The 24817-nt window shown below is 60.2% G+C and carries 15 protein-coding genes; 12 read left to right on the forward strand and 3 right to left on the reverse strand.

Annotated features, from left to right (window positions below; all coding sequences use genetic code 11):
* The first annotated feature begins 121 nt into the window (after positions 1–121).
* From aldA to HNP46_RS14260, 7 genes are all read left to right on the forward strand, one after another.
* Complete coding sequence (gene aldA, locus HNP46_RS14230; RefSeq protein WP_184589914.1) at positions 122–1543, forward strand: aldehyde dehydrogenase; 1422 nt, start codon at positions 122–124, stop codon at positions 1541–1543.
* Between the two features lie 102 nt (positions 1544–1645).
* Complete coding sequence (locus tag HNP46_RS14235; protein WP_409372436.1) at positions 1646–2941, forward strand: MFS transporter; 1296 nt, start codon at positions 1646–1648, stop codon at positions 2939–2941.
* On the forward strand, positions 2938–4155 hold the full coding sequence (locus HNP46_RS14240; RefSeq protein ID WP_184589918.1) for a mandelate racemase/muconate lactonizing enzyme family protein: 1218 nt from the start codon (positions 2938–2940) through the stop codon (positions 4153–4155). The genes HNP46_RS14235 and HNP46_RS14240 overlap by 4 nt, the downstream gene beginning before the upstream one ends.
* A gap of 64 nt (positions 4156–4219) precedes the next feature.
* On the forward strand, positions 4220–5884 hold the full coding sequence (locus tag HNP46_RS14245) for a GMC family oxidoreductase (protein WP_184589920.1): 1665 nt from the start codon (positions 4220–4222) through the stop codon (positions 5882–5884).
* Between the two features lie 91 nt (positions 5885–5975).
* Entirely contained in the window at positions 5976–6557 is a 582-nt protein-coding gene (locus HNP46_RS14250; protein ID WP_184589922.1) for a DJ-1/PfpI family protein, read from the forward strand.
* Positions 6558–6590: 33 nt separating this feature from the next.
* Complete coding sequence (locus HNP46_RS14255; RefSeq protein WP_184589924.1) at positions 6591–6893, forward strand: ribbon-helix-helix domain-containing protein; 303 nt, start codon at positions 6591–6593, stop codon at positions 6891–6893.
* Between the two features lie 764 nt (positions 6894–7657).
* Positions 7658–8863 (forward strand): tyrosine-type recombinase/integrase, encoded by a 1206-nt coding sequence (locus HNP46_RS14260; protein WP_184589926.1) that lies wholly within the window; start codon positions 7658–7660, stop codon positions 8861–8863.
* Positions 8864–8900: 37 nt separating this feature from the next.
* Here the strand turns inward: HNP46_RS14260 and HNP46_RS14265 are convergent, their stop codons facing one another.
* Positions 8901–9791: a hypothetical protein gene (locus HNP46_RS14265; protein WP_184589928.1), complete on the reverse strand. Its 891-nt coding sequence runs from the start codon at positions 9789–9791 to the stop codon at positions 8901–8903.
* Positions 9792–10157: 366 nt separating this feature from the next.
* On the opposite strand from HNP46_RS14265, the gene HNP46_RS14270 reads away from it, so the two are divergent.
* The 3 genes from HNP46_RS14270 to HNP46_RS14280 all read left to right on the forward strand — a co-directional run bounded on the left by HNP46_RS14270 (position 10158) and on the right by HNP46_RS14280 (position 11909).
* Positions 10158–10361: a helix-turn-helix transcriptional regulator gene (locus HNP46_RS14270; protein WP_184589930.1), complete on the forward strand. Its 204-nt coding sequence runs from the start codon at positions 10158–10160 to the stop codon at positions 10359–10361.
* A 666-nt stretch (positions 10362–11027) separates the two neighbouring features.
* Positions 11028–11702 carry an inovirus Gp2 family protein gene (locus HNP46_RS14275; protein ID WP_184589932.1) on the forward strand — a complete coding sequence of 225 codons (675 nt, stop codon included), beginning with the start codon at positions 11028–11030 and terminating at the stop codon, positions 11700–11702.
* An 84-nt stretch (positions 11703–11786) separates the two neighbouring features.
* Positions 11787–11909: an IS3 family transposase gene (locus HNP46_RS14280; RefSeq protein ID WP_184589934.1), complete on the forward strand. Its 123-nt coding sequence runs from the start codon at positions 11787–11789 to the stop codon at positions 11907–11909.
* On the opposite strand, the gene HNP46_RS14285 is transcribed toward HNP46_RS14280, so the two are convergent.
* Together HNP46_RS14285 and HNP46_RS14290 are read right to left on the reverse strand one after the other, a co-directional pair.
* Entirely contained in the window at positions 11887–12273 is a 387-nt protein-coding gene (locus HNP46_RS14285; protein ID WP_260403167.1) for a DUF2388 domain-containing protein, read from the reverse strand. The two genes, HNP46_RS14280 and HNP46_RS14285, sit on opposite strands and share 23 nt — an antisense overlap.
* Before the next feature lie 299 nt (positions 12274–12572).
* On the reverse strand, positions 12573–13655 hold the full coding sequence (locus tag HNP46_RS14290) for a hypothetical protein (protein ID WP_184589936.1): 1083 nt from the start codon (positions 13653–13655) through the stop codon (positions 12573–12575).
* Positions 13656–13846: 191 nt separating this feature from the next.
* Here HNP46_RS14290 and HNP46_RS36070 point away from each other — a divergent pair, with 191 nt between their 5' ends.
* Positions 13847–24169 (forward strand): filamentous hemagglutinin N-terminal domain-containing protein, encoded by a 10323-nt coding sequence (locus HNP46_RS36070; RefSeq protein ID WP_184589938.1) that lies wholly within the window; start codon positions 13847–13849, stop codon positions 24167–24169.
* Between the two features lie 7 nt (positions 24170–24176).
* Positions 24177–24545: a hypothetical protein gene (locus tag HNP46_RS14300; RefSeq protein ID WP_184589940.1), complete on the forward strand. Its 369-nt coding sequence runs from the start codon at positions 24177–24179 to the stop codon at positions 24543–24545.
* Positions 24546–24817: the final 272 nt, after the last annotated feature.

Consider the following 24817-nt stretch of genomic DNA (forward strand, 5'->3'; position numbering starts at 1 on the left):
AAGAGTCACCCCTGCCTGCGCCGTGCCGCCTTGCCCGACACCTGCATGCACCAGCCTGGACCTTGTCGTTCCGTGGGGCCGCCACCGGCCCGAAGCCTTGCTTGAACGACAGGACATGACCATGCGTACAGATCGTAACTTCATCGACGGCCGCTTTGCCGACGCTTCCCAGGCCCACATCGCCGTGTTCGACCCGGCGACCGAGCAACAGGTCGCCCAGGTTCCCGCCGCTACCGAAGCCGATGTACGCCGCGCCGTCGAAGCTGCCGCTGTGGCGCAACGCAGCTGGGCACGCCTGCCGGCCATCGAGCGTGGCGAGCACCTGCGCCGCTTCGCCGAGGCCCTGGAGCGCAACGCCGAACGCATCGGCGCCGCCCTGGCCGCGGAGTCCGGCAAGAGCCTGGCCGACGCCAGCAGCGAGGCCTTCTACGCCGGGCAGATCACCCGCTACCACGCCGAATGGGCGCGCCGCATCGAAGGCGAAGTGATCCCCAGCGACTCCACCGACGAGACCATCCTCCTGCAGCGCGAGCCGATCGGCGTGGTCGCCGCGCTGATCCCGTTCAACTACCCGGTCTACACCTTCCTGCGCAAGGTCGCGCCGGCGCTGATCACCGGTAACACCGTGGTGGTGCGGCCGAGCAACAACACCCCGACCTCGGCCTTCGAGATCGCCCGCTGCGCCGAGGAAGCCGGCCTGCCCGCCGGCGTGCTGAACGTGCTGACCATGAACCACGACGTCGCCGGCGTGCTCTGCCAGCAGCCGCAGATCGGCCTGATCACCCTGACCGGCAGCGTCGGCGCCGGGCGCATCGTGCTCGACTACTGCAAGGCCAACATCGCCAGGCCGTCCCTGGAACTGGGCGGCAAGACTCCGGCGATCATCGAAGCCGATGCTGACCTGGAGAAGGCGGCGGAAGCCATCGTTGGTGCCAAGACTACCCACTGCGGACAGCGTTGCACCGCCGTGGAGCGCGTCTACGTGCAAGCCAGCGTGCATGACCGTTTCCTCGCCCTGCTGCGTGAAAAGATGGCAGCCGTGCGCATCGGTAACCGCGCCGAGGATGCGAGCCTGATGGGCCCGTTGCAACATGCCCGCGCTCGCCAGGATGTACACGCCAAGGTGCAGCGCGCGCTGGCCGACGGCGCGGTACTGGAATGCGGCGGCGTGCTGCCCGAAGGTCCCGGCCACTACTACCCGGCGACCCTGCTCAGCGGCTGTCGCCAGGACATGGAGATCGTCCAGGAGGAAATCTTCGGCCCGGTGCTGCCGGTACTGTCCTACGAAACCCTCGACGAGGCGCTGGCCATGGCCAACGACCACCAGTTCGGTCTGGCCTCGGTGCTCTACACCGAGAATTACCGCAACGCCATGAAGGTCGCCAACCACATCGAAGCCGGCGAGATCTACATCAACCGCACCCCGGCCGACCCCTACCAGGGCTACCACGCCGGCTGGAAGCGTTCCGGCCTGGGCGGCGACGACGGCAAGCACGGCATGCTCGAGTTCACCCAGACGCGCCTGGTCGTCCTCAAGTTCTGATCCTCCGATTTTCCGTTTCACCGGGGGCCCGCTGCCAGGGCCCCGTTTTCCCACTGCTGTTCCGACCAGTTGCCGGCGACCGAGCCGGCGCCGAGATGCATGATGAAAAAAACAATAAGTGCAGAGGCAATGCCCACGGCTGCGCCCGCCAACGCGAACCTCACCCGTTACATCCAGCTGGCCCTGCTCGTGCTCGCGGCTGGCGCGATCTATCCCATGCTGTACCTGCGCCAGGTCTACCAGAGCACCATGCTCGAGGCGCTGGCGATCAGCAACAGCGAGCTGGGCTACCTCTACTCGATCCTCGGCACCGCCTTCCTGCTCAGCTACCTGCCCAGCGGCTGGCTCGCCGATCGCCTGTCGCCGCGCTTCCTGATCAGCTTCTCACTGATCGGCACCGGCCTGCTGGGCATGTGGTACGCCATGCTGCCGGGCTTCGATACGCTGCTGGTGATCTTCTGCGGCTTCGGCATCACCACCGGCCTGACCTTCTGGGCTGCGCTGATCAAGCGGGTGAAGATGCTCGCCGGCGATGACGAGCAGGGCCGCTTCTTCGGCGTGCTCGACGGTGGCCGTGGCCTGGTCGAGGCGCTGCTGGCGACCATCGCCATCGCGCTGTTCGCCTGGGTCACCGAGACCCGTGGCGAGAAGAACGCCCAGGGCCTGCAGCTGGTCATCCACATGTACGCGATCTTCTGCATCGTGCTGGGTGTGGCGCTGATGGCGGTACGTGATCCGCAGAAGAACAGCCAGGACGCCCGCGCCGAGAAGGGCAACCTGCTGGAGGACTTCAAGACCCTGCTGCGCATTCCCGAGCTGTGGCTGGTAACCGCCATCGTGTTCTGCGGCTACCACTTCTTCTGGGCCACCTACAGCTTCTCGGCCTACCTGCAGGAAGGCGGCTTCGGCCTGTCGGCCACCGCGGCCGGGCTGATCACCACCATCAAGCTGTGGATGCGCCCGCTGGGCGGCATCGGCGGCGGCTGGCTGGGCGACCGCTTCACCCGCACCGGCGTGCTGACCTGGGCGATGCTCCTGGCAGCGCTGGGGATGATCGGCCTGATCGTGCTGCCGAGTCTGCACGTGCTCGGCGTGCTGATCTTCCTGGTGATCTTCATCGGCCTGATGACCTACGCCATCCGCGGCCTGTACTGGGCGATCCTCGACGACTGCCACATCCCGCTGCGCGTCACCGGTCTGGCCATCGGCATCATCTCGGTGCTGGGCTACGCGCCGGACGCCTACCTGCCGCTGCTCAACGGCTACATCACCGACCGCTTCCCCGGCTTCGTCGGCTACCAGATCTATTTCTCCTACGTCGTGGTGATGGGCCTGCTGGGCGTGATCGCCACCCTGATCCTGAACAAGCGCATCCAGAAGAGAGCGAAACAAGCATGAAGATCGTCTCCCTCGAAACCCATGTGGTGGCCGTCCCGCCGCCCCACGTCGGCGGCATGTACTGGCTGTTCGTCAAACTGAAGACCGATTGCGGCATCGAAGGCGTCGGCGAGATCTACGCCGCCACCTTCCATCCCAAGGTGATGGTGCCGGCCATCGAAGACGTGTTCGGCCGTTACCTGGAAAACCAGGACCCGCACCACATCGAGCGCTTCTTCCGCCGTGCCTATTCGAGCGGCTTCACCCAGCGCCCGGACCTGACCATGATGGGCATCGTCAGCGGCCTGGAAATGGCCTGCTGGGACATCATCGGCAAGGCGGCGAACAAGCCGGTGTACGAGCTGCTCGGCGGCAAGGTGCACGAGCGCCTGCGCTCCTACACCTACCTGTATCCGAAGAACGCCCAGGGCGAGTACGACTACTCCGACCCGGACCTGGCCGCCGAGTGCGCCATCGAGAACATGAAGCTGGGCTTCACCGCGCTGAAGTTCGACCCGGCCGGCCCGTACACCGCCTTCTCCGGCCACCAGATTTCCCTGGAAGTGCTCGATCGCTGCGAGACCTTCTGCCGCAAGATCCGCGAAGCGGTCGGCAACAAGTGCGACCTGCTGTTCGGCACCCACGGGCAGATGGTGCCGTCCTCCGCCATCCGTCTGGCCAGGCGTCTGGAGAAGTACGACCCGCTGTGGTTCGAAGAGCCGATCCCGCCGGGCCAGGAAGAGGCCATGGGCCAGGTCGCTGCCAAGACCAGCATCCCGATCGCCACCGGCGAGCGCCTGACCACCAAGTACGAATTCTTCAAGCTGCTGCAGGCCGGCGGCGCGTCGATCCTGCAGATGAACGTCGGCCGCTGCGGCGGCCTGCTCGAAGGCAAGAAGATCGCCGCCATGGCCGAAGCCTTCTACGCGCAGATCGCCCCGCACCTCTACAACGGCCCGATCGGCGCAGCGGCGAGCTTCCAGCTGGCGGCCTGCACGCCGAACTTCCTGATCCAGGAAAGCATCGGCACCTGGGACGGCTTCCACGCCGAAGTCCTGAAAAAGCCGCTGCAGTGGGAAGACGGTTACATCATCCCGTCCAGCGAGCCCGGCCTGGGTGTCGAGCTGAACATGGACGTGGTGCGCGCCCACAGCCCGTACACCGGCGAGCGCCTGCACCTGCAGATGGGGCCGGACCCCGTCGACGTGAAAGACAACGCACCGGCCAAAGGCTGATGTCGGACCCGCGCTCCCTGGAAAGGGCGCGCGGGGTTTTACCCAATACCGCGGTACGCATTCCATGAAATACGACTACATCATCGTCGGCGCCGGTTCCGCCGGCTGCATCCTCGCCGCCCGCCTGAGCGAATCGGGTGAACACAGCGTCCTGCTGCTGGAAGCCGGCGGCAAGGACAGCTCGCACTGGTTCAGGATCCCGGTGGGCTTCGCCAAGCTCTACTACAACCCGACCTTCAACTGGATGTACTACAGCCAGCCGCAGAAGCAGCTCGCCAACCGCGAACTGTATGCGCCGCGCGGCAAGGTCCAGGGTGGTTCGGGCTCGATCAACGCGATGATCTACGTGCGCGGCCAGGCCCACGACTTCGATGACTGGGCGGCCAACGGCAACGACGGCTGGTCGTTCAAGGACGTACTGCCGTACTTCCGCAAGCTGGAATCGCACCCGCTGGGCAACACCGAGTACCACGGCGGCAACGGGCCGATCCGCATCACGCCGATGAAAGGCCACACCCACCCCATCTGCGACAGCTTCCTCGAAGGCTGCCAGGAGCTGGGCTACCCGCTGAGCGATGACTTCAACGGCAAGGACTTCGAAGGCGCCGGTCTCTACGACGTCAACACCAAGAACGGCCAGCGCTGCTCCAGCAGCTTCGCCTACCTGCACCCGGCGCAGAACCGCGCCAACCTGAGCATCGAGCGCAACGCGCTGGTGGAGCGCGTGCTGTTCGACGAGAACCAGCGCGCCATCGGCGTCAGCGTGATGCAGAGCGGCGTGCAGCGGGAGTTCTATGCCAAGCGCGAGGTGATCCTCGCCGCCGGTGCGGTGGATTCGCCCAAGCTGCTGCAACTGTCCGGCGTGGCCAGCCGCGAACTGCTCAGCGAGCATCAGATCCCGCTGGTGCATCACCTGCCGGCGGTGGGCAGGAACCTGCAGGACCACCTGTGCGTCAGCTACTACTACAAGGCCAACATCCGCACCCTGAACGACGACTTCGGCTCGCTGTTCGGCCAGGCGAAACTGGGGCTGGAATACCTGCTGACCCGCAAGGGCCCGCTGTCGATGAGCGTGAACCAGAGCGGCGGGTTCTTCCGCAGCGACGATGAGCTGGAGCACCCGAACCTGCAGCTGTACTTCAACCCGCTGTCCTACCAGATTCCCAAGAGCAACAAGGCCAGCCTCAAGCCTGAGCCGTATTCGGGCTTCCTGCTCTGCTTCAACCCGTGCCGGCCGACCAGCCGCGGCGAAATCCGCATCGCCTCGAAGAACCCGGCCGACGCCGCGCTGATCGACCCGAACTACCTGAGCACGCAGAAGGACATCGACGAGGCCATCCAGGGCAGCCACCTGATCCGCAAGATCATGAACGCCCCGGCGCTGAAGAAGATCACCGTGGAAGAAGTCCTGCCGGGCCCGGCCACCCAGTCCGACGAGCAGATGCTGCAGTACTTCCGCGAGAACTGCGGCTCGATCTACCACCTGTGCGGCAGCTGCGCCATGGGCAGCGACCCGCAGACCTCGGTGGTGGACAACCGCCTGCGCGTGCATGGCCTGCAGGGCCTGCGCGTGGTCGATGCGTCGATCTTCCCCAACGTCACCTCCGGCAACACCAACGCCGCGGTGATGATGGTGGCGGAGAAGGGCGCCGACCTGATCCTAGAAGACGCGCGCCAGGTCGCCGAGCAGCGCCCGACCGCCCAGCCTGCCTCGCGCGCGGCGGTGTAGTAGCGGCGTATTACCCCGCCGTCAGCGCCACTGACTAAGCTCTCCCGCATGCCCGGCCACCACGGCCGGGCCCTGCCGGGAGATGCCCCAGATGGCCGCGAAGAAGATCCTGATGCTGGTCGGCGACTACGCCGAAGACTACGAAACCATCGTGCCGTTCCAGGCACTGCTGATGGTCGGTCACACCGTCCACGCCGTCTGCCCGGACAAGCAGGCCGGCCAGAGCATCCGCACCGCCATCCACGATTTCGAAGGCGATCAGACCTACAGCGAGAAGCCCGGGCATAACTTCGCCCTCAACGCCGACTTCGCCGGTGTGCGCGCCGAAGACTACGACGCGCTGCTGATCCCCGGTGGCCGCGCCCCGGAATACCTGCGCCTGAACGCCAAGGTGATCGAACTGGTGAAAGCCTTCGACGCCGCGAAAAAGCCCATCGCCGCCGTCTGCCACGGCGCCCAGCTGCTGGCTGCGGCCGGCGTGCTCAAGGGCCGCGCGTGCAGCGCCTACCCGGCCTGCGGCCCGGAAGTGACGCTGGCTGGCGGTGAATACGTGGACATCCCGGTGGACGCTGCCCATGTCGACGGCAACCTGGTCACCGCCCCGGCCTGGCCGGCGCATCCGGCGTGGCTGGCGAAGTTCCTCGAGGTGCTGGGCACCAGGATCAGCCTGTAGACTGGCCCGTCATCGAAGCTGGAGAAGCCGTCCATGTGCGAACTCTATGTAAAGGCCGACCCGATTCTCTACGAGTCGCGTTCCCGCTCGCTGCGTATCCGTGGCGTGGTCACCACGCTGCGCCTGGAGAACCAGTTCTGGGACATCCTGCGCGAGATCGCCGAGGTGGACGGCATGACCACCAACCAGCTGATCACCAAGCTCTACGACGAGGTGATGGACTACCGCGGCGAAGTGGTGAACTTCGCCTCCTTCCTGCGAGTGAGCTGCACGCGCTTTCTTGCCCAGCGGCGGGACAACATCGTCGAGCTTAACCGGGTGCCGCGTAGCGCCTGATCGTTCCAGTGATTGCCGAACGGCTCTTCGTAGGATGGCGTGGAGCGAAGCGATACCCATCGCTGCCACCGGCGCCCTCGCTGATGGGTATCGCTGCTCTCCACCCATCCTACGTATTGATCATGTCCGCGACGGTCGAACTGCCTTTCGTAGGACCGAGGGGGACGCCCAGTCCTTGCTCGCGAACTGTTCCAGCCTTGAAGTGCCCGGCAAACACCATTCGCGAGCAAGCTCGCTCCTACAGGTCGACTTGGTCGTCACCGGGTTATTCGCCGCGCTGGCGGATAACGCTTGAGGCGTTATGCGCGCTACAACTGCGGCTTCCGTTACTCAAGCCCTGGCTACGCGCCCCGCTCCTGAAGGGGGAAAGAGCTGTCTATGCCGGCTGATACCAGGGTTTCATTCTGCACCGTACGGTCCCCTCTCCCTCTGGGAGAGGGTTAGGGTGAGGGCTGGCCCGAGCGCAGAAAGATGGGCATTACCCGCTATCGCGCGCATGGCGCGCTTCTACAGGTCGGCTCCGTCGTCAGTGGGGATAGGGAAAATCCCGCCCAAGAAAAAGCCCGGCACTTGGTCGGACTGGTTTTTATCCAGGAAAATCGCCATTAATCTCGCATCCGCGAATAAACTGGCCGCTCCGTCTTTTTCCCAGCCACGTATCGTCCAGATTTATTCAGAGCGACTTGACTCTATCCAGCAAAAAGTGGGGGAATAAATGGGGGGGGGCATAGATCTCCTACCCCCACCGATGGAGTTGAGTAGTCATGGGAAAGTTGAACGCCAAGCAGGTCGAGAATCTCGACAGCCCCGGCACTTACGAGGATGGCGAGGGCTTGCGCCTGGTCGTGCAGGCATCTGGACGGAAATCCTGGGTGCTGCGCTTCCAGCTAGCAGGTCGACGCAGGGAGATGGGGCTAGGCGGCTTCCCCCAAGTCAGCCTCAAGGATGCGCGCGTAAAGACGGCCAATTGCCGCCGCCAGCTTGCTGATGGAATCGACCCGCTGGCCGCACGTGATGCGGAGCGGGAAGCGCAACAGGCCTCTCAACGCAGCAGTAAGGCAAAGCTACTGACCTTCGAGGATGTCGCTCGGGAGTACTTTGAGGCCCACTCCTCAGGCTGGTCTGATAGCTGGCGCAAAGGCTGGATACGCAAGCTGGAAATCTATGTCTTCAATCGAATCGGTAAGCTCGCCATTTCCAAGGTGGCCACCGATGAGCTGCTGGCGATCCTACGGCCAATCTGGGCGACAAAGAATCGCACCGCCAACGAGGTGCGCTCTCAGATTGAGCAGATTCTGGATGCAGCCAAGGCTCGCGGGTTACGCTCTGGCGAGAACCCGGCCCGTTGGCGTGGGCACCTGGACAACTTACTCAGCCGTACAGATAAAAAGAAGGCGAGAAAGCAAACCAGCTTTGCTGCTCTAGCTTGGAAAAACACTCCGAAGCTGATGCAGCAATTAAAACAGCTCAACACTCGCAACGCTCAAGCCATGCAGCTACTGATAATGACAGGAGCTCGAACACACATGGTGAGATTTGCACAATGGAGCGAGTTTGACTTCGAACAACGCACCTGGTCGCTGTCAGCGGAGCGTATGAAGGCTCGATCTGCCTTTGTCATTCCGTTGGCAGACGCGGTAATTCATCTACTTCAAGAAATTCCAAATATTGACGACAGCCCATATCTCTTTCCAGGGCAGGGGCGCTCCGGCGTTATGCATGGGAACGCCATGAGAGATTTACTACAGATAGAACTTGGACATGCAGACGTAACCTGCCACGGATTCCGCTCCAGCTTTCGAGACTGGGCTGGCGAGTGCACCGACCACCCCAGGGAAATCTGTGAACTTGCCTTGGCTCATGATGAGCGCGGACAGACTGAAAGCGCATATTCCCGCTCAAATTTCCTGGAGAAACGCCGAACACTAATGGCAGATTGGACTGCTTTTCTGGCAAACAGCCAAAATTAACACTCCGGAGGTACCGACCAACTCCGGAATCAAACCCTTACGACTCAATGCCCCGTAGAATACGCATCCTTTCTTCGAGATAAAGGCCTTTCTCCTCCTCCATCAGAAGAAGTATCTCAATAACCTGGGGGCGCTTAATTTCATATTTGTCACATAAAGCATCGAGACGCTTCCTTGCTCGATCTGTAAGAGTGAAATTGTATTGACTTTTTCCGTCGCTCTTTCTTCTGCGCTTGACCTGCCCCCACGCCTTTCTTGCTGCCGATACATAGAACGCCTTCTCAGTATCGGTCGCAGGAATGCCATCCAGGACCCTCAATAGCGAATTCAGATCGGATGGCTTGCTCTCAATCAACAGATGGATCGAGTGATGCTTGTTTAGCTGGCTCCATACTTGCCCACAAGCCTCCTCTTCACCCTCTGCATTCTCACTCTTTATCCAGTCAAGGATTTTGTCTTTGCGCACCTGCTCATCCCAAGCTCTCTTGAGCTGCTGTACATAGCCTGCCTTGCTCACATCTGGATCTCTTAAGCAGTCAACCATTGCGATCACTTCATCTCGACCAGTTACTGCGGGAGGGCAGTTAAACAAGTATTCCCTGTAAGAGTTAATCCTCACTTTTAACCATGCAAGTTGACGAGGCTCCGAGGATATCCATGCAAGCTGCTCATCTGGAAGCATCAGATCATTCTGGGCGCCATGAATGTAGCCGGGCTCCACACCAGCGTCATAAATAGCATCCGCCATATCGTCGCGCATATATGCAAAGTTCAATTTCATTCTATCGTAGCGAGAAATTTTGTCGCCATCTAAGAAGCACCAGAGCCATATGTCTCTACGGCGACTGTAGTTCTTGTCTCCAAGAATTTTTGAAAGTTGATCATCCACCTTGAAGGAGGACGAGAGCTGCTTACGAATGATGGCCATGAGACACCCTGGGGCAAGACTGTTTTGGTGAATCTAGAATGCATCATGCAGAGAAAAGCAGCAACCCGAGAATGACTCTAGAGGTATAGAAGAATTATTTCAGAGTTTAAATTAGTAATGACAACCCTAAAAAACTGGGCTTACAGGCTGTTTCATCCCCTGAATTCTTGCATTCTTCAACCAGGTTTGCACCTCAGCCGCTGCATCGCTCCCTCTGCAGTGGCGCCTGCTGCTCGAACGCTTCCTACCATCCGCCCATGCGACTAAGGATGCCGACTGGCTTCGTCACTAGGGCGAGATCCTGCCCGCTCGGTAAAAATCTACCGCCCCTCCCCATCCTTTGGACAAACCAAAGGACTCGCCACCATGAAACTGCTCCGCCAAAAGAAAGTACTTGAGATGACCGGCCTCAAGCGCTCGTCGCTGTATAACTACATTGCTCTTGGACTGTTTCCTCGTCCCGTTGCACTGGGCCGCCGCGCTGTCGCCTGGGTCGAGGCCGAGATACTTGAGTGGATTACCTCACGTATTCGCGAGCGCGATGAGAGAGTGGTCGGGAAGAAGGTCTAACAGTTCCGCCTAGATACCGGCATAGAGTCCGCCTTAGTGGCGGACTGATATATACTGCAAAAATTGATGATTATCCGGACCTAATTCCCTGGCGCCAATTAAATAAACATCCAGATATTAATGGGTTGCACTTGTTTATTGCCAAGCAAACGCAATGGGTCAGGCCTCGGTATTAGCATTGTTAATATCCATTCCTTTCATTATTTATTCTCTACCACCTACTCTCCACCAAACCTATTAGAGCCTACTCAGTCCTCTCTATTAAATCCATTCTCCATTCAATCTACCAATATCAACCATCCAAATAGTCCATACACAGAACACTCACCTGCAAGTCAACATCAGTAGCTATCTAGATCACAAAATCTAGATAGCGCAGCAATACAAGAGATCCGATATAGGCATCAACCATCCAGTCACTAATGCCCATGCCCAGCATGAGCAATTACTTGATGGCGACAAGCCACGCCCATTGCAAAAAAACCAGATACGCCTAATGCGTATCTGCATATCTCAGACAACCACCCAAGCAATCTCCCCAACAGTAAACAATTACTGATCAGTGCATTCGTATAGGACGCAAGCATTGCGCTGTTCCGTACTCCACACGCACAGCACCTCTGATTGCACATGCATCACCACTCAATTCAATGGCGAGAATCCAACATGCAATCAGTTCGCTTGCTCAAACGACACCCTGATAACACCAACCTTCATCTTCACTACGAATCCAAATATAACGGCCTGCCAGTTATGCAAGAGCACGCCCCACTGATACGGGAATATCTTCAAATACTACAGCGCATTACAGAGCGCTCACTAGCCGATCATCGTGAAGTCTTTGCAGTACGGTTTGACCTGCAATTCCCCGAGGTGGAGTTCACACCGTGGCATTGGATGACCAATGAAGTCATCAGCCGTTTTGTCGAGTCATTGGAAGAACGTATTCAGAATGCTCGAAAGAAAGCGGCTGTGGACAACAAGAAGGCCCATAAGACGACTGTACGATGGATGTGGGTGAAGGAGTACGGCGATGATAGCAGCCGGGCTAATCCGCATTACCACTGCTTGCTGCTGTTAAACCGAGATGCCTTTAACGCCTTGGGAAAGTTTGATCTGGAGAGAGATAACTTGTACAGCCGCTTAGTGAGCGCCTGGGCGAGCGCTCTGGGCGTAGAGGACTGGCAGGCTATGGGGATGGTACACATCCCGACCAATGCCTGCTACAGCATCACGACAGAGGGCTACTCAGGATACTTCTACCGCATGAGCTACCTCTGCAAGGCCAGAAGCAAGGTCTATGGCAATGGCCAGCATGCCTGTGGGTACAGTCGGGATTAGTAGAGCGACTGGATCAGATGCGGGGAGCAGGCCAGTCAGTACCGCGCTGGAGAGCTTCTTCCGCTCGCTGGAGGCTGAGCGGGTGTGCCTGACGCGCTATGCCTGCTTCCACGAGGCGAAACCGACCTGTTCGACTACATCCGTTTTTACAATCACCGTCGCCTCCGCTCGACGCTGGGCTATCTCAGTCCGATGGAGTTCGAGTAGCGCCACCCGACCACGCCAGTATTGCCTGTACCAACTCCGGATTGGTGTGGGAGGCCCAGGAGTCCTCCTGGTGAAGCGCGTGCAGCGCTGACTCCAGATACACCCCGTGTATCGCACCGTCGGATGCGATGAAGGCCGCTGCGTCGTCCTGCGCCGCTCGCAGTTTGTCTTGTAGGTCGCCGCTCATCTTCTGGCTGAAGAGCGTGGTGGAGATGAAAGGCCCGGTGGTGGTCATCGCCGACCAGAAGGTCGTCGCCATGATGGGCTCGTTCTTGAAATCGGGAAGGACCTTGATGAAGGCTGCCGCCGAGGTACTTGCCAGCATCAATACCAGCGTAATGGCGCAGTACTTGGAAAGGAGCATCCTAACGGATCTCGCCTGTGGGAAATGTTTCAGGAAAGCTGCGGTGCCGAGGGTCTTTCGTCAAGGCGACAAAGAGCCGCCTTGCGTAAGCCGATTCTTTCGAGAAATTCGTTGCTGTTTACATTCGGGGTAACTTACCGTCGATGACTCCCATCACCAGCAGCAGGCTGGCGCCATCGGGAAGCTCGGGCTACGGGATCGGCGTATTTCACCAGATTCGCGAAGTCATTTTCAGTGTTTGCCAAGGGCTTCAGGTAGGTGCTGGCCTGGGGTTGGGTATTGAGGCCGACTGCTGTCACCTAGCGACCGTACGCTTCGTACCGCTGGCGAACTTTCGATTTGCTACTGGATAGTCGATTCATGCGGCCACAGGTCGGACACCAGCGGCCTGTGCGAATGTTGGCGAACGCGCTATGCCAGCTATGGCCACGGTGACAAATCCAATGCAGCTTCTGCTTCACGTTGATGTACTGCGTCGACAGGCACTGACCGCCTCGCTCTGCTGCCATGGCATGCGCATCCTCAATGGTCAGTCGCTGAGAGAGCGTCATGCAGCGCTTGCACCAAGTACCTGCCAGTATGTGAGAGGCCTTGGCATTCCATTCATGCCCAAGCGTGCAGCGAAAGCGATAATACGCATTGGCACCGGTATACGCCTCAGCCAGGCAAATTCCTCGGTGATTGGCCGCCGCTTCCTGTAGGCGTGCGAGTCCATCGGCTTGCCACTCATCTCGGTCGATAGGCCAATGCTTGCAGCGCGGACACCACCGGTTTGCGTTCAGGACAGAGGCGCCGCGCACCTGCCATTCATGTCCTTGGGCACAGCGAAATGCGTACTTCGCTGCCGCGCCCTGATACGTCGGTGATAGGCATTCGCCGCCATGGCGTTTTGCGGCTTGCTGCAGGCGTTTCAAGCCGTCAGGCAGCAGTTGAGTCTCCGACTGCTTGCGCCGGCCATTGGTGCAGATAGCGCAGCTGATGTAGCTCAGGGCAGAGCGCCCGCTTTGCGCCCAGGCGTGGCCCTGGGCGCAGTGGAACTGGTGATTCATTTTCTCTCCCAGCCACTGCCTGCTGAGCAGGGTAACGCCAGCTTTCTTGGCCAGGCTGCGCATTTGCTGGATGAGCTGCTGATCCTTGCAGGGCCGGCATCCGGCCATCTTTGTTTGCGTCGTGAAGGGCTTGAGATAACGCCTGATCTCATGCCCCTTGCCGCAGCGAAAGAGGTAGGTCGCTTCAAATCCTTTCCATGGCCCGAGGCGTTCCATCCGGGCGCGCTGTGTCTCGGCCAATAGGTGCGCATAGCGAGAGTCTTCACCCTGTTCAGTGATCGAGAGACTGCTCTCAGGGAGGGGCGCTGCTTCGGTGGATGGATGGCGTGGCATGTATCGATCTATATCGGATAGTTAAACCTAGCTTGGGTTTTTAACCGATTACGCGGAGCTTTAAGAGTCACGAAACCCTGCGTAGTAAATAAATAATTTACGCACACTTAATTGAGACAGTTCTTATTGTTGGGGCAATTGGCGATTACCTACGCTCGACAGGCCATTAATCACAATTGCGACCCTTCGAAATGGACTTTCGTCACCCGTTGAACCAAGCCATTGCCAGTGTTCTGACTGGCATCCTGTTCCTTAATCCGATTGTGGTAGCAGGGGCACAGTTGGCCGTCGATGCGGCGGCGGGTGGCAATACGCAGATTGGTGCAGCGGGTAATGGCGTACCCATCGTCAATATCGCTACCCCTAATGGCGCTGGGCTCTCGCACAACAAGTTCACCGACTACAACGTCGGCCAACAAGGCCTCATCCTCAACAACGCCACCGGTAAAACCCAGTCCACGCAGCTGGGCGGCATGATCATCGGTAACCCCAACCTCAAGGGGCAGGCTGCGCAGAAGATCCTCAATGAGGTCACCGGCTCTAATCCCTCGCACCTGCGGGGCTACACCGAGGTAGCTGGCCAGGCCGCGCATGTGATCGTGGCAAATCCACACGGCATCGCCTGTGCAGGCTGTGGAGTGATCAATACCCCGCGGGCCACGCTGACCACCGGCAAACCGATCATCAATGGCGGCCAGCTACAGGGCTATGACGTCAATGGCGGTCACATTGCCATCGAAGGCACTGGCCTCAACGCCAGCAACGTCGACCGCTTCGAACTGATTACTCGCAGCGTGCAGCTCAATGCCGAGTTGCACGCCAATCAACTTGCCGTGGTGGCCGGGCGCAACCAGGTCGATGCCGAATCCCTGGCTGCCACCGCCAAGGCCGACGACGGCAGCGCCAAGCCGCAACTGGCCATCGACAGCTCCACGCTGGGTGGCATGTACGCCGGCGCCATCCGCCTGGTGGGCACCGAGCAGGGCGTGGGTGTGAAACTGGCCGGCAACATGGCCGCCAGCGCCGGCGATATCCAGATCGACGCCAACGGCCAACTCAGCCTGGCGCAGACCAGCGCCGCCGGCAGTCTGCGGGCCAGGGCACAGGACATCGCGCTGACCGGGCCGGCCTATGCCGGCAATACCGCCGAGCTGAGCGCCAACGGCCAACTGAGCAACAGCCAGAGCCTCGCCGCTGGCCAGCGCGTCGCGCTCACTGCCGCGCAGGTCAGCAACAGCGGCATCGTCGAAGCCGGCGTCAATCCGGACAGCAGCCGCAACGCCCAGGGCGATGTGGCGATCAACGCGCAGATCCTGCGCAACAGTGGCAGCGTGGTCGCCAGCCGAAACCTGGATGCCAATGCCAGCGCCGCCCTGGATAACCAGGGCGGCGCGCTCAAGGCGGCAGAAGCCCGCGTCAGCGCCGCGACACTGGACAACCGCCAGGGCCGCCTGCTCGCCAGTGGTCAGTTGAGCCTCAATGCCGCGCGCCTGGACAATCGCAACGGCCAGGCCGTCGCCAACCGCCTGCAAGTCAGCGGCGGCGTGCTGGACAACCGTCTCGGTCTGTTCTCCGCCGAGCAGTCGCTGGACTTCACCCTCGACAGCCTCGACAACAGCGGCAAGGGCACCCTGGTCAGCAATGGCACGCTGCAGGCTCGCGTGCAGCAGAAGCTCGACAACCAGGCCGACGGCCTGCTCTCGGCCAAGGGCGCGCTCGGCGTGCAGGCCGGCAATCTCGACAACCGTGGCGGGCTGGTGGTCGGCGATGCCGGCGTGACCCTCTCCGGTGCCAGTCTGAGTAACAGCGCACTGGGCGTGATCAGCAGCCTGGGCGAGCTGAAAATCGATGTCGGCCAGTTGGACAACAGCCAGGGCGGCACCCTCGACAGCGGCGCGGCACTGCGCCTGAACGCCAGCCAGGTGAACAACGCCAAGGGCAGTGTGACCGCCAAGGGCGACCTGCAGGCCAAGGCCGACAGTTTCAGCCAGCAGGGCGGCGAGCTGCTCGCCCAGGGCGCGCTGAATCTCGAAGCCGGGCAACTCGACAACCGCAACGGCGGACTGGTCGCTGCTAATAATGGTGTCACCGTCAACGGCACTGACCTACTCAACCAGGGCGGCGAAATCTCCAGCCGCGCCAAGGTCGAGTTGCAGGCAGCCAGCCTGGAGAATGGCGGCGGCAAGGTCGTCGGCGACGCCGGTCTCAGTCTGCAGGTGCAACGTATCGCCAACCGTGCCGGCACCCTGGCTGGCCGCGATGGCCTGAGCGTCACCGGCCAGAGCCTGGACAACAGTCAGGGCGGCCTGCTCAGCAGCCAGAAGAGCCTCTGGTTGCAACTGGCTGGCGCACTCGACAACAGCGGTAACGGTGCACTGCTCAGCCAGGGAGTCCTGACCCTCAACGCCGGCAGCCTCGATAACCGCGGCGGCGCGATTTCCAGTGCTGGTCTGCTGTTCTCCCGTCTGGCCGGTGATCTCGACAACCGGGGCGGCAAGCTGCTCAGCGACGGCGCTATCGATCTGGGCGGCGCCAGCCTGAACAACGCTGGCGGTATCCTCAGCGCCGCCGGTGACATCAATCTGCAAGGTGCGAAGCTGGACAACAGCCAGAAAGGCCGCATCGTCACCGACGCTGCCATTCACCTTGCCACTGCCCAGTTGGATAACAGCCAGGGCGGCAGCCTGTCCGCGCGTGGCGTGATCGATGGCCGCGTCAGTGGTCTCGACCAGCACTCTGGCGGCCAACTGATCGGGCAGGGCGGCATCGACCTCGACCTGCAAGGCGGCGCGCTGAACAACGCCGGTGGCCTGCTCGGCAGCCCTGGCCAGCTGGTGCTGCGCAACGTTGCCAGCCTGGATAACCAGGGCGGTGAAATCTCCAGCGACCGCACCTTCGCGCTGACCACCGGGACTCTGCTCAACCAGGGCGGCAAGATTCTCTCCGGCGACCGCCTGACTCTCACCAGTGGAGCGCTGAACAACAGCAATGCCGGGGTGCTCTCCGGAACCAATGGCCTCAGCGTCAGTGCCACCAGCCTCGATAACAGCCAGGGCGGCACCCTCGCCAGCCGGGGTGACCTGCTGGTGCGCAGCCAGGGCGCGCTGGACAACCACGACGACGGCGCATTGGTTGCCGGCGGCAAGCTCGACGTCGGCAGCGCCAGCCTGCACAACCAGGGTGGCCTGCTTTCCGCCACGGGCAATCTGCTGCTTATCACTGGCACTACAGACAACCGCGAAGGTCGCTTGCTCGCCCAAGGCAACCTCGATAGCACCACGGCCGATCTCGACAACCGCGACGGCGTGATCAGCGGTGCGCAAGGTCTCGAGCTCAGTGCCGGCAATGTCCTCAACGGCGCCAGCGCCGCCGGTAAACCCGGTGGCCTGATCACCAGCCAGGGCGCACTGACCCTGCACGGTGGAAAGCTGGAATCCACCAATGGCGGCGAAATTTCCGCCAAGGGCGATCTGCACCTGATCGTCGCCCAACTGATCCAGCGCCAGGCGGCGCTGATCGGCGAAGGCAAAGTGACGCTCGACCTGGGCAACGGTGCCCGGCGCGGAGACTTCGACAACCGTGGCGGCCTGCTCAGCGCGAGCGGTGCGTTGCAGATCAACGGTCTCGGCAACCTCGACAACCGTGGCGGGGAAATCTCCGCCAGCCAGGACTTCACCCTGACCGCCAGCGGCGACCTCGACAACCGCGACAGTGGTCGAATCATCAGCGCCGGCCAGCTCGAACTGAATGCTGGCGCCTTGCGCAACGCCAATCAGGGGCTGCTCTCCGGTTGGCAGGGGCTGGTGGTCAACGCCGACAGCCTGGACAACAGCAGCGGCGGCACAGTTTCCAGCCGCGACGGCGCGCTGAACCTGACCCTCAGTGGCGCGCTCGACAACCATGGCGAAGGCGCGCTGGTCAGCAAGGGCAACCTCAGCCTTGGCGCCGGCAGTCTGAACAACGCTGGTGGCATCGTTTCCACCCAGGGCAATCTCGGCCTGAGCCTCGCCGGCGGCCTCGACAACAGTGCCGCCGGCTTGCTCAGCGCGCAGGGCAGCCTGACCGGCAGAGCTGGGGCTGTGGATAACCGTGGCGGGCAGATCAGCGCCGCGAGTGTCGACTACGACGCCAGCAGCCTGAACAACAGCGGCGGCAGCCTCGTCAGCCAGGGGGCGCTGCGCCTGGGACTCCTCGGTGCGCTGCTCAATAATGGCGTCGGCTCCAAGCTCGCCAGTGGTGGCGCGCTGAACCTGAAAGTCGGCAACCTGGAAAACCGCGGCGGCCAGCTCGCCAGCCAGGGCCTGCTCAAGGTCCTCGCTGGGCGCTTCGACAACAGCCTCGGCGGCACCGTGGCCGCGCAGAACGACCTCACCCTTGAACTAACCGCCGAGTTGCTCAACGACCAGGACGGGCTGCTCTTCAGCAAGGTCGGCCAGCTCAACGTCAGCGCCAACAGCATCGACAACGCAGGCGGCACCCTGCAGGGACAGGGCAATACCACCCTCAAGGCCACGGGCGCCATCGGCAACCAGAACGGCCACATCATCAGCCAGAACGGCCAGCTCGACCTGGGCAGCGGCAGCCTCGACAACAGCGCAGAGGGCGTCATCAACGCCGCCAACGGCAACCTCAAGCTGGTCACCGGCCAGTTCAGCAACAACGCCGGCACCACCCAGGCCAAAGCCGTCAACATCACCGCCACGGGTGGCATCGACAACCGCAGCGGCCATCTCTCGGCGGTCAGCGGCGACAACCGCGTCAGCACCACCGACCTGAACAACCAGGGCGGCGGCCTGTATGCAGGCGGTCTGCTCTACCTGCGCGGCAACCAGTTGTTCAATGACGGCGCGGCCCTCGGCCTGGGTGGCAAGATCGGCGCCGGCAACCTCGACGCCAGCCTCACTGGCGCGCTGAACAACCAGTTCGGCCTGATCGAAAGCAGCGGCAACCTGACCCTAGGCGCGGTCAGCATCGACAGCCAGAACGGTCGTTTGCGCGCTCTCGGGAAAGCGGGTGCTACAGCGATCAAAACCACGCTGCTGGATAACCGCAACGGCGCTCTCGAAACCGCTAACGAGAACCTGAGTCTCACCGTCGACAACCTTCTCAATGAGGGCGGGAGAGTCTTTCATGTTGGGAACGGCACATTCGGGCTCAACGCAACTGATATCACTCGTGCGGGCGGCAGCTTCATAACCACGGGCAGGTTCGATATCACCGCAGACAGCTGGACCAACAGCAGCGTCCTGCAAGCTGGCTGGCTGAGCCTCAATATCGGCCAGTTCAACCAGACTTCTGACGGAGCACTGCTGGCGAATCATTCCCTGACGGGACGTGGAGGCAACTGGAGCAACGATGGTCTTTTGGCCAGCGACGGTAGCCTCGATATCCAGCTAACCGGTACCTACAGCGGTGCAGGCCGTGTCACCAGCTTGGGTGACCTCCACCTCTCGGCGAATCAGCTCAACGTTAATCCTCGTGGCAGCATTACGGGTGGTCAGGACGTCACTCTTGCTGCCGCTAAATTGACCAACCTGGGGCGCATTACCGCCGCAGGTGACCTCATTGCCGGCACCGGTACGCTCAATAACTACGGCACCTTTGGTAGCGCTGGACAACTGCAAATCCAGACCGGCGATCTGCTCAATGACGGTCAGGCACAAGGTGCGCTGCTGTTCAGTGGCGCCGATATGATCCTGCGCGTGGACGGTACCCTGACTAACCGTCTGGCCGATGTTTATAGCTTGGGCGACCTGGATGTGGCGGCCAATGATGCCGCTGCCAGAACAGCCAAGATCGAGAACCTCACGGGCCATCTGGAAGCGGCTGGTGATCTGAGCCTATTGGGCACCAGCATCGTTAACCGGAAAGATCAGTTCGCCATAGGCCAGAAATTGGTTTCGGGCTATATCACCGTCCGGTGCTATGACTGCGGCGGCGATCATTACAATGTCGATTACATTCTTAAGGAATGGTACGAAGGCGGCATCGAAGAAAGCACTAGCGCATCCACCATCAGCGCGGGGCGCGACCTGACGCTGGCGGGTGACGACGTTCAGAACATTGGCGGGGTGATTTCTGCTGCACACAACATCGCCATCAATGCCCAGAACTTCCTCAACCAAGGGGTTGGTTCGGGCTCTGCCATCCGCACTCTCACCTTCGCGAGTGGCCGGATCACCGACGGTACCTTCGAGCGTTTCCTCGGCAATGTGGTGCTGCCGTACAACGCAGCTAACCATCCGGATCCGACCACCTTCTTCTACCTGGTCGGTGAGGACTTCAAAACCGGCACCATTACCCCCATCGAACTGCAGAACATCACGCTGCATGCCTACCAGGATGAAAACGGCAAGGTCTTCCGTCCGGATTACGTGCCGGATTGGGACTCCAACACCTACGATCCGAACAACGTCCGCACGGTCCCCGAAGAGCTATACCGCTATGGTTTAGTATCGGACATCTTTGAATACCGTCCTGGTGGTGCGGTCTCCAATGCCGTAGTGCAGGCCGCTGGTGATATCAGCATCAATGCCTCGCAGCGCCTGGAAAACAGTGTGGTACTACCGGGAATTCGCTACGAAGGCGGAGTCCCAAAACTGGCCGATACGACCGTCAGCGGCAAGACTCAGCCGATTGTGGTGGTACTCGATCGCAAACTACCGCCTGAGCTTGCGCAACAGCAAGTCAACCCGATTTCACTGCCTGGCTTCAGTCTGCCTACTGGTAGCAATGGCCTGTTTCGTCTGAGCGCGGATGAAGGGAATAAGAGCGCAACTCAGGCCGTGGCCGGAGCGAACAGCTTTACGTTCACCGGCCAAAGCATTGGACCGAATCAACGCGAGCGCGCACTGAGTGGCGACCTTACGCAGGTGAGCGATGTCTCTCTCACCTCTGGCGGCAACGCGCAGGATGCGGTAGGAGAGGGCAGCTTCGGCGTTGCGCGAGTCCAGGGAGTGCCCAGTAGTGCCTCTCCAAGCAACAGCCACAAGTATCTGATCGAGACCAACCCCGAGCTCACCAACCTCAAGAGCTTCCTGGGTTCTGATTACTTGCTCGGCCTGTTGGGTTATGACCCTGATCAGGCCCAGAAACGTCTGGGTGACGGCCTCTACGAACAGCGTCTGATCCGTGATGCTGTGGTGGCCCGTACCGGCCAGCGATACATCGATGGCATGACCAGCGACGAAGCGCTGTTCAAGTACCTGATGGACAATGCCATCGCCTACAAGGACAGCCTCAAACTGAGTGTGGGGGTGGCGCTGACTGCAGAGCAGGTGGCCGCGCTCACTCATGACATCGTCTGGCTCGAAGAGGCCGAGGTAAACGGCGAGAAAGTGCTCGTTCCGGTTGTCTACCTGGCGCAGGCCAACAACCGACTGGCACCCAGCGGCGCGTTGATCATGGGCAGTGACGTCTCGCTGATCGCCGGCGGTGATCTCACCAATCAAGGCACTCTGCGTGCTAGTGGCGACTTATCCGTTACCGCCAAAAATATCCAGAATAGCGGTGCGATAGAGGCTAGTGGTCGTCTGGATCTGCTCGCCCAGGACAGCATAAAGAATGCTCAGGGCGGCATCATCAGTGGCCGCGACGTCAGTCTCAGCACGCTGACTGGGGATGTCATCAACGAGCGGAGTGTTGCCGTCCATGAAGGTGGTGTCGGTAGCCGGGGCTGGACTCAGAGCTTTGATGAGGGGGCTGCACGTATCGAGGCCGCCGGTAGTTTGAGCATCAATGCCGGACGAGATCTCAACAACATCGGCGGCAGTATCACTAGCGGCAGCGATCTAGAGTTGTACGCCGGTCGTGACGTCAACCTACTTAGTGTCGAGTTGGAGAAAGAGCGCAGTAAAGGTCGTAATTACCAGCAGAGCACTTCTCAGTTGGGTAACGAAGTTAGCGCGGGTCGCGATCTGGACATCAATGCTGGGCGTGACCTCACGGCCATTGCCAGCCGCATTGATGCCGCCCGCGATGCTGCGATCAATGCCGGGCGAAATGTCAGTCTGATCTCCGCCGCAGACGAGCAACACAGCTACGACAAGACCAAGAAGGTCACTAAGCAAGAAGACCACGTTGAGCAGCAGTCCACCGCACTGAATGCCGGCGGCGATGTGCTCATCAGCGCGGGCGAAGACCTCACCCTCGTCAGCAGCAAGATTGTCGCCGGCAACGAGGCTTACCTGGTTGCCGGCGACAAGATCAAAGTCCTCGCCGCTAACGACACTGACTACAGCCTCTACGATAAGAAGTCCAAAGGCTCGTGGGGTAGAAAGAAAACCCAGCATGACGAGGTTACCGACGTTGAGGCGGTCCGCAGCGAAATCCGCGCAGGTTCGGACATCACCCTGATCAGTGGCGGTGATCAGATCTACCAGGGCGCCAAGCTGGAAAGCGGCAATGACATCACCATTGTCAGCGGCGGTAGTGTGACCTTTGAGGCCGTCAAAGACCTGCACCAGGAAAGCCACGCCAAGAGCGACAGCGACCTCTCCTGGAGCAAATCCAAGGGAGAAGGCAAGACCGACGAAACGCTGCGTCAAAGCGCGCTGCTAGCTCAGGGCGAGCTGACCATCCGAGCGGTTGAAGGCCTGAAGATCGATTACAAACACATCAACAAACAGTCCGTCAGCCAAGCCATCGATGCGATGGTCAAGGCCGATCCGAATCTTGCCTGGATCAAGGAGGCAGAAGCACGCGGTGATGTGGATTGGCGTGCAGTGAAGGAAATTCACGACTCCTACAGCTTCAGCAACTCCGGCATAGGGGCCGGCGCTCAGTTGGCAATTGCCATTGTAATGACTGCAGTGGTTGGGCCGGCGGCTATGGGAGCACTAACTACTGCTGGGGCTGGTACAGCGGTCGCCGCAGGGGGAGCCGCTGTCGCCGTGGGCGCCTCGACCAACGCCACCGTCAGTTTCGTCAACAACAAGGGCAACCTGGGTGACGTACTCAAGGATACGACTTCCAGCGACGCGCTCAAGGGTTACGCCATTTCCGGCATCACTGCCGGGCTGACGGCAGATTACTTCGGCAAGTTAACTGGGACTTCGACCGACTCAATTACCGGAAAGATCACCTTCACTGATCCGAACGTCACGCTTGGGTCGTTCCAGGGACTCAGTCAATTTGCGGCGAAGCAGGCGCTGCAGAACGGTACGGCTGCAGCCCTGGGCAAGATTCTTGGCCAAGATGGCAGTTTGGGCGACGCCCTCAAGGCCACGTTGTACAACACCTTGGCTGCTGCCAGCTTCAATGCGGTTGGCGATTACACCAAAGGTGTTTACGACGAAGGCAGCATCCAGAAGATCCTGATCCACGCCATGGTCGGCGGCCTACTCGCCGAAGCCAGCGGCGGTGACTTCCGAACAGGCGCACTTGCAGGTGGTGCCAACGAGGCGCTGGTCGACCAGCTCAACACGTGGGTGGGCGGCAATCAGGACCTGCTCACCATGACGTCGCAGCTGGTGGGCGTATTGGCTGCCGCGACTCAGAAAGATGCCGATATCAACGACCTGAACACCGGGAAGTGGGTGGCGGAGAACGCCACGCAGTACAACTACCTCAGTCACGTGCAGGAAGAGCTCAAAAAGACCGAGCTTGAGGGCTGTAAGGAGAAGGTGTTCTGCAAAACGGGCGTTGAAGCTAAGTGGGCGATGACCGATGCAATGCAGGACGTTGGGATTGTCGTGGGCGTCGGCGGCGGTATTGGCCTTTCGGCGGCAGAAACGGCGGAAGGGCTGTTCCAGCTAGCGACACACCTGCCGGAGACAATGGATGCCTTGCGTCTGCTGGCTAACTCACCGGAATTCCGGCAGCAGTTTGGCGATAATTACTTCCAGGATCTGGAGGCACGCGCCAACCACCTGACTAATGCCTACAACGATGCAGGCTGGCAAGGCTCTGTTACCGCGGGCGTCGAAGGCGGTCGATTTGCCGCTGAGCTGGTTGGGGTACTGACTGCGGTTCGTGGCGGCGCGAAGGTCGCCTCTGAGCTTCCGACTGCCGCGAAGAACGTCATCAACGCCATCGCGGAGATGCCGGCCTCTGGCAGCAAGGCTGGTCAGATTGGGGCAGTTGGTGATATTGGTAAACTAGCTGGTGATGCTGCAAAAGGGGCTGCTACTTGGAAAGGCTCAGGTCCAGTGCCTGGTGTCCTGGGTGTTGAACCTGGCTCGGTATCATCGAAGGCTATTCAGAACTACTACCCGAGCACTAAGAGTGGTTCTATAGAGTTTGTCTTTGATACCAAGACGCAGACTTTTGTGGTTGGAAAACCTAGCGTTGGCTCTCCTGGTCTTTCTCCCCACGAACAACTAGCTAAATCAATTAACTCTTCCGATTCTAGTGCTGTCGTTGGAGGCATGTTTAGGCGTGGACCAAATGGTGAGTTCATAACCAATGAGTTTAGTGGTCACTATTGGCAGAACTGGACTCCAGAAACTCGCAGTGCCTTCGAGAAGGCTATGAGTGGCTACGGAGTCAAGGTTGAACACAGGCCGGGGATGTGACCATAAGATGAAATATAATTTTGCGAATGGTCTTGTGCTGTCTTCTGATGGGCAGGGATGGTCAGTTGAAGGTGGTGGGAACGTCTTCCAGCTTAAGTCGCTAGAAGATTATCGGCGGGTGGTCAGCCTTTTAGAAAAAACTTTCGAAGAGGCTGAAAAGGAGCTGGGGCCAGAGTTTTTCTATTCAGGTGTGATTTTGGCAGGGCTAAATAGTAAATCTGAATATTGGATTGACCTGGCTCTGTTGTGGGCGGCAGATAGCGGCCTAGGTGTGGACGCTGATATAAATCATAAATTGAGTGAGCTGATTGCTCATGATCAGCTCTCACAGTCAGCTAGAAATAAGGCAAAGACTTTAATTTCCCAAAACAAATAACAAATAGCCCCGGCACTGCCGGGGCTATTTGTTTCTACCGCTGTAATTCCCTACCGCCCGAACCGCCGTCTTTCATGCTCCGCCTGATACAACGACTGCGCATCGGAGGCCAGCAGCAACAGCGAGCGGCAAATCTGCGAGATATCGCAGAAAGGCGCGCTGTTCAGGTCGACCAATTGTAAGCGTCCGGGGATCCCGTCTGGTTCGGTCTCGCCCAATTAAGAGATCGTGTCCATCTAATTATCGTGGACACGATCTCAAGGCTCTCATGC

The sequence above is a fragment of the Pseudomonas nitroreducens genome (assembly GCF_014204515.1).
GTDB classification, from domain to species: Bacteria; Pseudomonadota; Gammaproteobacteria; order Pseudomonadales; family Pseudomonadaceae; genus Pseudomonas; species Pseudomonas nitritireducens_A.

Excerpts from the sequence above, each read along its gene's own strand:
- aldA (WP_184589914.1), top strand. The coding sequence starts at position 122 with ATGCGTACAGATCGTAACTTCATCGACGGCCGCTTTGCCGACGCTTCC.
- HNP46_RS14235 (WP_409372436.1), top strand. The coding sequence starts at position 1,646 with ATGAAAAAAACAATAAGTGCAGAGGCAATGCCCACGGCTGCGCCCGCC.
- HNP46_RS14240 (WP_184589918.1), top strand. The coding sequence starts at position 2,938 with ATGAAGATCGTCTCCCTCGAAACCCATGTGGTGGCCGTCCCGCCGCCC.
- HNP46_RS14245 (WP_184589920.1), top strand. The coding sequence starts at position 4,220 with ATGAAATACGACTACATCATCGTCGGCGCCGGTTCCGCCGGCTGCATC.
- HNP46_RS14250 (WP_184589922.1), top strand. The coding sequence starts at position 5,976 with ATGGCCGCGAAGAAGATCCTGATGCTGGTCGGCGACTACGCCGAAGAC.
- HNP46_RS14255 (WP_184589924.1), top strand. The coding sequence starts at position 6,591 with ATGTGCGAACTCTATGTAAAGGCCGACCCGATTCTCTACGAGTCGCGT.
- HNP46_RS14260 (WP_184589926.1), top strand. The coding sequence starts at position 7,658 with ATGGGAAAGTTGAACGCCAAGCAGGTCGAGAATCTCGACAGCCCCGGC.
- HNP46_RS14265 (WP_184589928.1), bottom strand. The coding sequence starts at position 9,791 with ATGGCCATCATTCGTAAGCAGCTCTCGTCCTCCTTCAAGGTGGATGAT.
- HNP46_RS14270 (WP_184589930.1), top strand. The coding sequence starts at position 10,158 with ATGAAACTGCTCCGCCAAAAGAAAGTACTTGAGATGACCGGCCTCAAG.
- HNP46_RS14275 (WP_184589932.1), top strand. The coding sequence starts at position 11,028 with ATGCAATCAGTTCGCTTGCTCAAACGACACCCTGATAACACCAACCTT.
- HNP46_RS14285 (WP_260403167.1), bottom strand. The coding sequence starts at position 12,273 with ATGCTCCTTTCCAAGTACTGCGCCATTACGCTGGTATTGATGCTGGCA.
- HNP46_RS14290 (WP_184589936.1), bottom strand. The coding sequence starts at position 13,655 with ATGCCACGCCATCCATCCACCGAAGCAGCGCCCCTCCCTGAGAGCAGT.
- HNP46_RS36070 (WP_184589938.1), top strand. The coding sequence starts at position 13,847 with ATGGACTTTCGTCACCCGTTGAACCAAGCCATTGCCAGTGTTCTGACT.
- HNP46_RS14300 (WP_184589940.1), top strand. The coding sequence starts at position 24,177 with ATGAAATATAATTTTGCGAATGGTCTTGTGCTGTCTTCTGATGGGCAG.